Consider the following 10,759-nt stretch of genomic DNA (forward strand, 5'->3'; position numbering starts at 1 on the left):
TCGATGAAGTCGCCGCGGTCCGGACCGTAGTCGTAGTAGTAGGAGTGCTCCCACACGTCGAGTGCGAGAATCGGGTGGCTACCCCAGAGTGCGCCCTGGTCGTGTTTGTCCACGACGATGTTTCGTAGTTGATTGCTGAACGAGTCGTAGACGAGGAGCGCCCATCCGCTCGCCGCGGACGCGGCGGCCTCGAACTCGCCCTTCCACGCCTCGTAGGAACCGAAATCCTCCTCGATGCGGTCGGCGAGCGCACCCTCGGGCGCGTCGCCGCCGTCGGGACCCATCGACTGCCAGAACAGGTCGTGCAGGACGTGTCCGCTGCCGTTGTGCGTGACGTTCCGGATGGCACCTGCGGACGACGAGAAATCGTCGGATTCGCGGTTCTCCGCGAGCGTTTCCTCGGCGCTATTCCAGCCGTTGACGTAGCCCTGATGGTGGGTGTCGTGGTGCCACGTGAGCACCTGTTCGGAAATGTGCGGTTCGAGTGCGTCGTAGTCGTACGGGAGTGGTGGTAGTTCGTAATTGCCCATCTGTATCTCCATATCGGAGTAGGTACAGTGGTAGTATGAGGATTTCCTGTAACGAATTCAAGTAGGATATCTGTCAATTGTGGGTGGCGACGATATCGGAAGGGCCGTTCCGAATCGGTCCGATATCGAACATTCCTGTTGGCTGGCCAACGAGACTATGCACATCGGTAGCACACGGCATTCGATGAGTACTACAACTGCAGAGCGACGCGCTCAAGAACTCGATTCCGATGCACAGGCGCTTCTCGACACGCTTGTCGAGGAGGGTGCACCCGACCTGACTCAGCTCTCGCCCGAACAGGCCCGCGCACTGCTCGGTGGACTGTTCACCCCCGACGTCGAGCCGGAGTCGGTCGAATCGGTGAACGAACGAAAGATTCCGGCGTACGCCCGGGACATCCGCGTGCGAATCTACGACCCCGCTCCGGACGAGTCGCTTCCCGCCGCCGTCTACTTCCACGGCGGTGGCTGGGTCGCCGGTGACCTCGACACACACGACGGCGTCGCGCGGTCGCTCGCGAACGAGGGGAACTGCGTCGTCGTCTCCGTGGACTACCGATGCGGCCCGGAACACCCCTTCCCGGGTGCCGTCGAGGACGCGTATCTCGCGACGAAATGGACCGCCGACAACGCGGACGAACTCGGCGCGGGAGACGGCCTCGCCGTCGTCGGCGAGAGTGCGGGCGGCAACCTGGCGGCCGTCGTCGCACAGATGGCCGTCGAGAACGGAGTCGACACGCCCGAAATCGAGCACCAGGTGTTGTTCTACCCCGTCACCGACCACTCCTTCGACACGAAATCGTACGAGGAGAACGCGGACGGCTACTTCCTGACCGCGAGAGGGATGGTGTGGTTCTGGAACCACTACCTCCGGGACGACATCGACGGCACGAACCCGCGTGCATCTCCGCTCCGCGCCACGGAACGGGTTCTCTCGGAACTACCACCGACGACCATCTTCACCTGCGGATACGGCCCGCTCCGCGACGAGGGGTACGCCTACGCCGAAGCGCTGTCCGACGCCGGTGTCCCCGTCGAGCACACGAACTACGACGGCATGATTCACGACTTCGCCAACATGCGTCGCCTCGCCGACCCGTTTCCGGGCGTCGAAGCCGCGGAGGACGTCCGTCAGCGGGCCGGTAAAGCGCTCCGCGGCGCGTTCGACTGAGACCACGACGAACCCCGAAACGATTCGACGCGAATCGGCATCCGAATTCACTCAGCACCTCCGATGCCATCAGTGATAACATGTGTGTTTATTACGCCATTTGATCGCGCGTTTCGCTCGCCAGGATAATAGCGTTCATACAATTGGGGAAACGATGTACCCATATGCCAGAATCGACCTACGTTATCGGTCACCAACAGCCCGACACTGACACGATCTGCTCTGCACTCGCCTACGCAGGGTTGAAACAGGCACAAGGAACGGACGCGATTGCCGCACGCGCCGGTGAACTGAACCCCGAAACCCAGTTCGTCTTGGAACGCTGGAACGTCGAGAGTCCGACCCTCCTCGAAGACGCGGACGGGGAGCAACTGATTCTCGTCGATCACAACGAGTACAGCCAGACCGTCTCCGGGGCGCGGGATGCGGAAGTCGTCGAAGTCGTGGACCACCATCGGATCGGCGACGTGAAAACCAGCGGTCCGATCTTCTTCCGAACCGAACCGGTCGGCTCCACCGCTACCATCCTCACGGAACTGTACGACGAGGCGGACGAGGAAATCGATTCCCAGACGGCCGGTCTCCTCCTCAGCGGACTGCTGAGCGACACCGTGGTTCTTCGATCCCCGACGACGACAGAGCGGGATCGAGTCGTCGCCGACCGACTCGCGGACATCGCAGGCGTGGATTACGAGGAGTACGGAAAGGAACTGCTCCAGCGGAAGAGCCAACTCGGCGAGAAAAGCCCACGCGAGATGGTGGTGGGCGACTTCAAGGAGTTCGAGTTCGGCTCGGAACTGGTCGGTATCGGACAGGTCGAAACGGTCGAACCGGACGTGGTGTTGGAACAGCGCGAGGAAGTGCTCGCCGCGATGGACGACGTGACCGCGGAGCGGGAGTACACCGTGTTCCTGTTGCTCGTCACGGACCTCCTGGAGGAGGACTCCACCGCACTGGTCGCCGGAGACGGTGTGGACACCGTGGAAGCGGGACTGGATGCGACGTTCTCGGACCGCGAAGCGTTCCTGCCCGGCGTGATGTCCCGCAAAAAGCAGGTCGTCCCGCCGCTCGAAGACGCGTTCAACTGATTCGACGGCAGGGGTTTTGAGTGCCCCTCGTTCGTTATTTTGTGCATCTCCGTGTTGTCACGCTCGTCAGCTCTCGCTCTCGTCGAGCACGTCGCTGATTCGGTCCGGTTGGAACGCCTCGTCCGGCATCGCGTCGAACCACGCGGCGTCCTCGATCGTTTCCCCCTCGATTCCGAGTTCGTCGCCGACGGTTCCATCGTCGGCCGCGGTTGCGTGGTAGAACACGGTGTACTCCCCGTCGTACCGTTCCCCTTCGTGTTCGTACTCTCCCTGGGGTACCAACCACGATCGACCGAGTTCGATTTCGATGCCGGTTTTCTCTTCGACTTCCCGCACGGCGGCGTCCTCCCACTCCTCGTCGGGTTCGACCCCGCCGCCCGGGAACCCGTAGCCGTCCATCCATCCGTTGCGAACCAGGAGCAGTTTCCCGGCGTCGTTCGTGACTGCAACGGCGACGCCGCCGCGGAGTCGGCTTCTCGATTCGACGACTCCCAACTCGTCAGCATCCACCGCTCGGAGTTCGGTCTCGAACCGGACTCCGTCGGCTTCGAGGAGTCGTTCGATGTATTCGTCCATATTTCACGAGATCTGTCGGTCAGTACGAATGCATTGTGTACGACGATCCCGATGACCATCGGACGAATAGTTCATTAACTCAATCACGTTCCAGCTGATAGTTCACCGATCCATTTAACGGAACGGAGAACCAGAGTAACACGAACACAGATGGTCCTCGATTCCTTCACGACCCTCGCCGTGGCGCTGGCGGTCGTCGTGGGTCTCGCGTTCACGTACTTCGGCTACTCCTTCGTGACGCAACTCACGTCGCTCGTCGGCGGCCTCGGCGGTGCCCTGTTCGGTAGTTTCGCCGCACGAACGCTCGCCCCCGGATTCGGCATCGCTCCGCACGACATGTTGCTCGTTTCGCTGGTCGGCGTCCTCGTCGGCGGGTACATCGGTAGTCGCTTGGCCCGCTCCGCACAGCGGTTCGCCATCGTCGGCGTCTGCGTTATCGCCGCCGCGTCGGTCGCCTACTCGTCGTTCAGCGGCGGTGGTGAACTGGGAGGTCTCTCGGTTCCGCTGCTTACCGGAGCAGTCGACCCGGTCGTCGGGTCGCTGTTCGTCGCCGCCGTCGTGGGTATCCTCGTCTGGCAGTTCTACCTCCCGTTCCTGACGGTCGTGACGAGTCTCTTCGGCGCGACCATCCTCCAGGAACTCGCTCGCCAGTGGGGCGACATCCTGCCCGTCTTCCACGCCAACGTGTGGTCCACGCTCGGGTCCAACGAGGTGCTCTGGTTGCTCCTCGTCGGGTCGGGCATCCTGATCCAGTATCGGCGCTATCGCAAGGTGGGGTCCTACCGGCGTCTACGGCGACTCTCACCCGGCCGAATCCGGTGAATTCGGCCGAGGCACGTTTAATTCTTTTACTTGTTGATAAAATATTTTTACATTATTCGCGGATTTTCACCACAAAGCTTTCACCAAAGGTTGTGGAAGAGAGTATCGAACTCACATGTCCATCTGGCTGGTCTCATACAAGTTCCGAGATGGAAGTGTGGTCCGCCGTACCCTCGACGCCCAGTCGATCAACGAGGCGTACGACGTATCTGCCCTCCCAGAGATGCTCGGCGACCGAGTCCTCGATTCGATAGATATCGAGGAACGGGAGTCGTCGAACGTTCTCGGAACATCGATCCGATTCGGTAGCGAGGAAGAGTGCACGCAACCAACGCCCCAGAAGACGGTGGCCGAACCCGCCGGGCAGACACGAACCATCGCCCAGCGGGATACCTCGTGACCGCGTTCAGTCGGCCGATTCGGCGAAGAACTCCTTGACGACCGTCTCCTCCGCACGGTGGAGCACGACGCTCGCCGTCGATTTGCTCACGTCCAGCGCGGCGGCGAGGTCAGTGAGCGAACAGTCACGCGGGGTATCGTAGTACCCTCGTTCGAGCGCTTCGACCATGAACCGCCGTTGCCGGTCCGTCAGCAGGTCGGTCGGGTCCGTCGATTGTGTGACCGAGACGACTTCGAAGGCGAAGCCGGTGGCTTCCAACTCGTCCCTGAAGTCCGACAGCCGACCCTGTGTCGTCGTCAAGTCCGTGAGTATCCACCCGTCCTGCACGAGGAGCGGGAACTGCGGTAGGTTCCCCGACGAAAAGACCGCACGGAGCGGCGGGGGAACGAACGGGAGAAGGTACTGAATCAGGGCCGTGTGCTCGTCGGCGTGGAGCACCTCGTAGGACATGGGACTCCGTTCGAAGAGGTCGACGACGGCTTCCGGATTCGCCATCGTCGCCTCCAAAATCACGTACAACCCCTCTCCCGTCGGGTAGTTGCTCAGGATTCGAAACTCGTCGTCTGGATGGTTGGCCGTGAACCCAAACAGGTCGAACGGCCGGGTTCCGGGCGGCTTGAACTTTACGCGGGCTTTGGGCATGATCGGTCCTCGTTTACTGTCTACTGCAGAGTTGGTCGTCCCCACACATAGCTGAGTCAGTCGTTCCTGCCAGATGTGCGTTTGGCGATTGCGAAATCGAGCAGGATCTGCACGACGAAGACTATGACGGCGATGACGACGATGTCGAGCAAACTGTACGGGGAGTTCGCGACGTAATCGTACGCGAGTATCCCGACAACAACCGCCAGAACGGAGGAAACTCGGCTCTGAAATGATTTTCCGATGATGTCCATGGCGGTAATGTTGTATATATTACAATAGTTTTGTCTATCTGAGTTCGCACCAGACGAAAGTACGACTGGCCCGACGGGGAGTGCCGAGACTTCGCCGAAACGTAGTTTCATACTCGAAACGAGGACGAGCACTCCCATCCCATTTCGCTCGAACATGTTCGGGGACGACTACGAGCGACTCTTCTCGGACTGCTACCAGGTGACCGGCGTTCCGAAGGAGTAGTCCATCCGGCAGGCTTACTCCGCTTCGAAATCCACGTTCCTGAACGCTTTCAGCACGACCTTGCTCAGCGCCGGGTGGATGTGAATCGTCCCGGTCACGTCGTCCACGGTTCCCGAACCGCTCGCCAACGCGAGAAGGACCTCGTGGATCAGCGTCGAAGCGTCCGACCCGACGATGTGACAGCCCAAAATCTCCCCGTCCGGCGCGGCGAGTACCTTGACGAACCCGTCCCGGTCCTTGAGCGCGTTCCCCATCACCGTGTCGCGGTAGTCACAGCACCCGACGACGTACTCTTGCCCAGCCTCCTCCAACTCCGCTTCCGTTTCTCCTGTGCCCGCCACCTGCGGCGAGGTGAAGATGGCGTGACCGATGCCAGCGTAATCGACCGCCTCGCCCTTCCCATCGAGAGCGTTTTTGACGACGTACTTCACCTCGTGGTCGGCGGCGTGTTTGAAGTGGTAGGGTCGGATGCAGTCCCCGTGTGCCCAGACGTTTTCGGCGCTCGTTGCCAGATACTCGTTCGTCTCGACGTACCCCCGGTCGTCGAGGTCGATACCGGCCGCGTCCGGGTCGAGTCGGTCGGTGTTGGGTCGGCGGCCGGTTGCGACGAGCAGTTCGTCGGCGGTGACCGCGATGGGTTCCCCGTCGTCCGACGTCGCGGTGACCGTCACCTGTCCGTCCGCCTGCGTGACCGCTGTCGCCTCGTAGCCGACGTGAACCGTGTGTCGGCGGCGGGCGATTTCGGTGAACGTCTCGGCCACCTCGCGGTCTTCGGACGGAACGAGCACGTCGCTCCGACCGATGATGGTGACGGCCGTGCCGAGGGCTTCGTAGAAGTAGCCGAGTTCGGCGGCGATGTAGCCGCCGCCGATGACGACCAACCGGTCGGGCAGCCTGTCGAGACGGAGTGCGTCCGTACTCGTGAGGTAATCCACGTCGTCCAGTCCGTCGATGGGTGGAATCGCCGGGCGCGCTCCGACGGCGACCACGACTTTCTCCCCCCGGATTTCCTCGTCACCGACGCGGAGGGTACGCTCGCCGACGAATCTGGCCTCGCCCCGATACAGCGTGATGGTCTCGCGCTCCTCGATGGCGTGTCTCAGTTCGTCCGATTTTCCGTCGGTCATCTCCGTCACTTCGTGGACGATTCGTGGGAAGTCGATACGGTCGAGGTCGGCGTCGATACCGAACTCTCCGGCGTGTCTGACCGTCTCCGCCACGTCCGCGCGGTGGATCAGCGTCTTCGACGGGTTACAGCCACGATTGACGCACGTCCCGCCGAGCGGCCCGCGTTCTATCAGTGCCACGCTTTCCCCCCGGTCCGCGGCGGCGAGCGCGACTTTGTTCCCGGTTCCCCCGCCGATGACGACGATCTCGTAGTCATCCATTTCGTTCACCTCGAACCCCTTACGGCGGGGGTGATCAAGAACTTCCGCACCGAGGAAACGCTACAGAATCTTGTTCCCGCCGACGGTCACTTTCACCGAATCGACCGTTTTCCCGTCGTAATCGACGGCCGAGAGGGTGGATTTCCCGACCGGGACGAACACCGTCTTCGAGGTTTGTCCGCTCTGGACGGTGCCGGTGTCGAACTCGCTCCCGCTCGAACTGATGACCGTGAGTTCCCGAACGCCGTACTCCGTCGTCGCCGCAGGGGTGAGACTCACGCTCGCGCTCACCCGGCCGCTGGCCCACGGTTCGGTGACCGAAACCTTCTCGAATATCTTCGATTCCTTCGACCCCGAAACGTGTGCTTTCGGATCGAGCGTCACGCAACCGCTTGTCCCGACGAGTCCGGCCGCGGCGACGACACCGAGGAACGTTCGACGTGAACGCCGATTTTTCGATTCGCCCGCGTCGTTTCCCGTCATCGCTGTGAATCCCTCAGGATGAGCGGCCCGATGGCCAGCGTCCGTTTTGCGACCGTCGCGATGCGGAGGATGTAGGAGACCAAAAGCATGAACGGGATGAGCGACACCGTGAACGCCCCGGCGACGACCAACAGGATATCCGAAAATCCGAGGGTCGTGCCGGTGAACGTCCCGCTTCCGACGAAGGCGAGCATCGACCCCGCAACGAACAGTGCGGGAATCGCGGCGTACAGAATCAACTGCGAGAGGTCAATGAGCGCCCACTGAAAGTAGAGCGTCTTGATGTGCTCGCGCGCCGGGCCGAACATCGACAACGAAGTCTTCAACTGCTCGAACTTCCGGTGTTGGTCGTCGGAGAGGTCGTCCCCGTACTCGTCACGCATCCGCTCGACGTGGAAGATCTTCCACGAATAGTTGAAGTTGAGCGCCGCGAACAGCACGTCGAAGGTACCGAACTTCGCGCCGTCGAGTTGCTCTTTTACCGTGTCGGCGTTCCCCGTGAGGCTGTCGATGAACTCGTCGAGTTCGTCGAGCAGGTCGCTGTTCCCGTTCTCGCTGACTGCGTCCCGAAGCTCGTTCGCCCGGCGTTCGGTCGTGTCCAGTATCTCCTGGAGGAACTTCGACGGGTCCGAGGGCGTCGTGTGGCCGATCATCTCGCTGACGAAGCCTCGAAAGTCCATGGCGTCGCTCATCCGTCCCCGTTGATCGCCGAGCGGGCCGTTCTCCTGTGAGATGACCAACTGGGTGATGGTCACGACGAGCGTCGTCGCGGTGATGTTTGCACCGAGCAGGGTCGAGAACATCGTCTCGATGGTGTCCGTCGTCGCGATTGCGGATTTCAGCGGCGGATACAGAAACGTCCCGGCGAGGACGAACGCGATGAAAAAGAGCACCGCCATCGACCCCGTGATGACGAGCCGTCGTGCTCCGAGGGCGAGCCAGAGTTTGATTCGACTCTCGCCCGCCCGCTCGCGCATCGTGTTGGCGGTGCTGATTTCGTTATCATTGTCGTTGTCGTCTTTCTCACTCATCTTCGTCGTCGTCACCCCTCCACGCCGGTCGCTTGAAGACGAGGTATTTCGTCCCCCCACCGACGTACTCGATCGTCGTCACCAGCTCCCAGCCGTCTTCACCGAGTTCGTTCAGGTCGTTGATGGGGTCGATGGATTCCTTCTTCGTACTCCCCCTCGGCGGCCTGATGGTGTGGTACTCCCACTGCTCGGTCGCGCGTTTCGCCATGGGTTTGATTCGGGGAAGGGAATGAATAGAATTGTGGCCTTTCGCTTTCTCGGATTTTCCGACTACAGGTCCAGGAACTCCTCCGCGTTCTCCCAGAGGATCTTGCGTTGGACGTCGTCAGGGAAATCCAACTCCTCGAACTGGTCCAGCCACTTCTGCGGTCGAATCATCGGGTAATCGGTCCCGAACATAACCTTGTCCTGCAACAGCGTCTTCGCGTAGTGGAGCACCTGGTCGTCGATGTACTTCGGGAGCCAACCGGAGAGGTCCATGTAGACGTTGCCCTTCTGCTGGCAGATGGCGAGTTGCTCTTTCTCCCACGGGAAGGCGGGATGGGCGAGCAGGATTTGCAAGTCGGGGTGTTCGGCTGCGAGGTCGTCTATCATCATCGGGTTCCCGTACTTGATCTTGAGTCCACGGCCACCGGGTGCGCCCGCGCCGAGTGTCGAGTTACCGCCGTGGAAGACGCAGGGCACGCCGAGGTCCTCGATGGTCGAGAACAGTTCCTCGTGTTCGGGGGCGCTCGGGTCGAAGCCCTGTGCGATTTGCTGGAACTTGAACCCGGAGAGGTCGAGGTCCTCGACGACTCGATGGGCTTCTTCCACGCAGTCGTCTTTGAGCGGGTCCACGCTACCGAAGCCGATGAAGAAGTCGTCGTACTCGTCGCGGATTTCGGCGACGTAGTCGTTCGGCACCGGTGGGTTTCCGGTGTTCGTCTCCGCGTCCCATCCGAGCAGGATCGTCCTGCCAATTCCGGCCTCGTGGTACTCTTCGACCAGTGAGTCGTAGGTGTCCGTCTCCATCTTCGCGCCGAACTTGTTCGCCGCGTCCTCCATCATCTTCCCGCCCGCGTCCTCCAGGAACTCCTTCGTCGGCTGGTGGGCGTGCGTGTCGATGATTCGTGGCTCGTCCTCCTCGGCAAGTACGTCGAGCGTCATACCTGAGCGTTCGCCGGAGAGGTGAAAAAGATGGACGACACGGAGCTGACCGTCGGATCGAACCGAAGAGCGATGGATGTAGCTATACCACTACTGACAATGATTACTATTTTTAGTAATAGAATCACGAATTGATTTTATGGATTATTCTTCCCTCTCTGTTGAAGATGCCCGAGACTCCCGACACACCTGACACACCCAGCGAACGAACCGCGACGCTCCACCGGCGGACGTACCTCAAAGCCGCGACCGGCTCGCTGGCCGCGGCTGGTGCGTTCACCGGGCTAGCCACCCCGATTACCACGCCGAACGACGCGGACACGGATTCATCCGACCTAGCCGACCAGACCGTGACCGCCGACGAGTTCCAGTACGACACCACCTACGACGTCGTGGACGACCTCGGAATGGACCCGACGGGGGAAGAGCCGATCGACGACATCCTCGGAAATCACTTGGAGAGCAACACGAAGTTGGAGTTCCCGCAGGGAACCTTCCGCGTCACCGAGTATACGTTCGACTACGGAAACGGACTCCACGACTTCGGGATGGTCGGCGTCGAATCCGGCGCGACCATCGTCCTCGACACGTCGGACGACGTCACGTCGAGTTCCGGTGCGGCGTGGCTCTCGCTCGGCGGGGGCGGGTCGTCCAACATCCAGTACGAAGGCCTCCGTCACGAGGCCGGAAACGCGCCCGAAGCGCCGCGGATGCAGATCAACGTGGACGACGGCTTGTTGGTGCGGGACGTGCTCCACCGCGGCGTCCACGACGGCTCGAAAGGCCCGTTCATCTTCGGCATCTTCACAAAAGACGGCTCGGGGCTCATCGACGGCCTTCACGCCCCCGACGGCGCACCCGACGGCAGCGGTGCGGTCGGACTCTTCGTCCACCAGTACACGAAAGGGAACCTCGAATGCAGGGACTGCTGGATCGAGGGCTTCCCGAACAACGGCCTCTACGAGTCGAAAAAGAGCACCGGGACGGTGACGGTGAACGGCGGGC

At 61.4% G+C, this 10,759-nt stretch carries 13 protein-coding genes and 1 pseudogene; 5 read left to right on the plus strand and 9 right to left on the minus strand.

Going from position 1 to position 10,759, the window contains the following annotated elements; all coding sequences use genetic code 11:
- On the minus strand, positions 1–530 hold a 530-nt coding region (gene sod, locus WBV42_RS14670), incomplete at its 3' end, for a superoxide dismutase (RefSeq protein ID WP_423986706.1).
- Between the two features lie 184 nt (positions 531–714).
- Between sod and WBV42_RS14675 the strand changes: the two genes are divergently transcribed.
- Both WBV42_RS14675 and WBV42_RS14680 read left to right on the plus strand, forming a co-directional pair.
- Entirely contained in the window at positions 715–1,701 is a 987-nt protein-coding gene (locus tag WBV42_RS14675) for an alpha/beta hydrolase (protein WP_423986695.1), read from the plus strand.
- A 164-nt stretch (positions 1,702–1,865) separates the two neighbouring features.
- Complete coding sequence (locus WBV42_RS14680) at positions 1,866–2,789, plus strand: manganese-dependent inorganic pyrophosphatase (protein ID WP_423986696.1); 924 nt, start codon at positions 1,866–1,868, stop codon at positions 2,787–2,789.
- A 66-nt stretch (positions 2,790–2,855) separates the two neighbouring features.
- On the opposite strand, the gene WBV42_RS14685 is transcribed toward WBV42_RS14680, so the two are convergent.
- The gene (locus WBV42_RS14685; RefSeq protein WP_423986697.1) at positions 2,856–3,365 is read right to left on the minus strand and encodes an NUDIX hydrolase; all 510 of its coding nucleotides are present in this window, start codon (positions 3,363–3,365) and stop codon (positions 2,856–2,858) included.
- A gap of 150 nt (positions 3,366–3,515) precedes the next feature.
- Between WBV42_RS14685 and WBV42_RS14690 the strand changes: the two genes are divergently transcribed.
- Positions 3,516–4,187, plus strand: a complete 672-nt coding sequence (locus WBV42_RS14690) for a hypothetical protein (protein WP_423986698.1) — start codon at positions 3,516–3,518, stop codon at positions 4,185–4,187.
- A gap of 157 nt (positions 4,188–4,344) precedes the next feature.
- Positions 4,345–4,587: a hypothetical protein gene (locus WBV42_RS14695; RefSeq protein WP_423986699.1), complete on the plus strand. Its 243-nt coding sequence runs from the start codon at positions 4,345–4,347 to the stop codon at positions 4,585–4,587.
- A gap of 6 nt (positions 4,588–4,593) precedes the next feature.
- On the opposite strand, the gene WBV42_RS14700 is transcribed toward WBV42_RS14695, so the two are convergent.
- From WBV42_RS14700 to WBV42_RS14730, 7 genes are all read right to left on the minus strand, one after another.
- A complete protein-coding gene (locus WBV42_RS14700; protein WP_423986700.1) occupies positions 4,594–5,229 on the minus strand; it encodes a helix-turn-helix domain-containing protein in 636 nt (211 codons plus the stop codon).
- A 56-nt stretch (positions 5,230–5,285) separates the two neighbouring features.
- Positions 5,286–5,621 (minus strand): hypothetical protein, encoded by a 336-nt coding sequence (locus WBV42_RS14705; protein ID WP_423986701.1) that lies wholly within the window; start codon positions 5,619–5,621, stop codon positions 5,286–5,288.
- A gap of 99 nt (positions 5,622–5,720) precedes the next feature.
- Positions 5,721–7,094, minus strand: coding sequence for a dihydrolipoyl dehydrogenase (locus WBV42_RS14710; RefSeq protein WP_423986702.1), 1,374 nt, complete (start codon positions 7,092–7,094; stop codon positions 5,721–5,723).
- Positions 7,095–7,154: 60 nt separating this feature from the next.
- On the minus strand, positions 7,155–7,577 hold the full coding sequence (locus WBV42_RS14715) for a hypothetical protein (RefSeq protein ID WP_423986703.1): 423 nt from the start codon (positions 7,575–7,577) through the stop codon (positions 7,155–7,157).
- A complete protein-coding gene (locus WBV42_RS14720; protein ID WP_423986704.1) occupies positions 7,574–8,608 on the minus strand; it encodes a hypothetical protein in 1,035 nt (344 codons plus the stop codon). The genes WBV42_RS14715 and WBV42_RS14720 overlap by 4 nt, the downstream gene beginning before the upstream one ends.
- Positions 8,601–8,816 (minus strand): DUF4177 domain-containing protein, encoded by a 216-nt coding sequence (locus tag WBV42_RS14725; protein ID WP_423986705.1) that lies wholly within the window; start codon positions 8,814–8,816, stop codon positions 8,601–8,603. Before WBV42_RS14725 ends, WBV42_RS14720 begins: the two co-directional genes overlap by 8 nt.
- 62 nt (positions 8,817–8,878) lie before the next feature.
- Positions 8,879–9,754, minus strand: a complete 876-nt coding sequence (locus WBV42_RS14730; RefSeq protein WP_253226328.1) for an amidohydrolase family protein — start codon at positions 9,752–9,754, stop codon at positions 8,879–8,881.
- A gap of 167 nt (positions 9,755–9,921) precedes the next feature.
- Here WBV42_RS14730 and WBV42_RS14735 point away from each other — a divergent pair.
- Positions 9,922–10,759 (plus strand): annotated as a pseudogene (locus WBV42_RS14735) (hypothetical protein); the annotation flags it as partial.

It is taken from the genome of Haladaptatus sp. (genome assembly GCF_049589095.1).
Lineage (GTDB): Archaea > Halobacteriota > Halobacteria > Halobacteriales > Haladaptataceae > Haladaptatus.

Bases quoted from the DNA above. Each gene is read 5' to 3' on its own strand.
- WBV42_RS14675 (WP_423986695.1), top strand. From the start codon at position 715: ATGAGTACTACAACTGCAGAGCGACGCGCTCAAGAACTCGATTCCGAT.
- WBV42_RS14680 (WP_423986696.1), top strand. From the start codon at position 1,866: ATGCCAGAATCGACCTACGTTATCGGTCACCAACAGCCCGACACTGAC.
- WBV42_RS14685 (WP_423986697.1), bottom strand. From the start codon at position 3,365: ATGGACGAATACATCGAACGACTCCTCGAAGCCGACGGAGTCCGGTTC.
- WBV42_RS14690 (WP_423986698.1), top strand. From the start codon at position 3,516: ATGGTCCTCGATTCCTTCACGACCCTCGCCGTGGCGCTGGCGGTCGTC.
- WBV42_RS14700 (WP_423986700.1), bottom strand. From the start codon at position 5,229: ATGCCCAAAGCCCGCGTAAAGTTCAAGCCGCCCGGAACCCGGCCGTTC.
- WBV42_RS14705 (WP_423986701.1), bottom strand. From the start codon at position 5,621: ATGGGAGTGCTCGTCCTCGTTTCGAGTATGAAACTACGTTTCGGCGAA.
- WBV42_RS14710 (WP_423986702.1), bottom strand. From the start codon at position 7,094: ATGGATGACTACGAGATCGTCGTCATCGGCGGGGGAACCGGGAACAAA.
- WBV42_RS14715 (WP_423986703.1), bottom strand. From the start codon at position 7,577: ATGACGGGAAACGACGCGGGCGAATCGAAAAATCGGCGTTCACGTCGA.
- WBV42_RS14720 (WP_423986704.1), bottom strand. From the start codon at position 8,608: ATGAGTGAGAAAGACGACAACGACAATGATAACGAAATCAGCACCGCC.
- WBV42_RS14725 (WP_423986705.1), bottom strand. From the start codon at position 8,816: ATGGCGAAACGCGCGACCGAGCAGTGGGAGTACCACACCATCAGGCCG.
- WBV42_RS14730 (WP_253226328.1), bottom strand. From the start codon at position 9,754: ATGACGCTCGACGTACTTGCCGAGGAGGACGAGCCACGAATCATCGAC.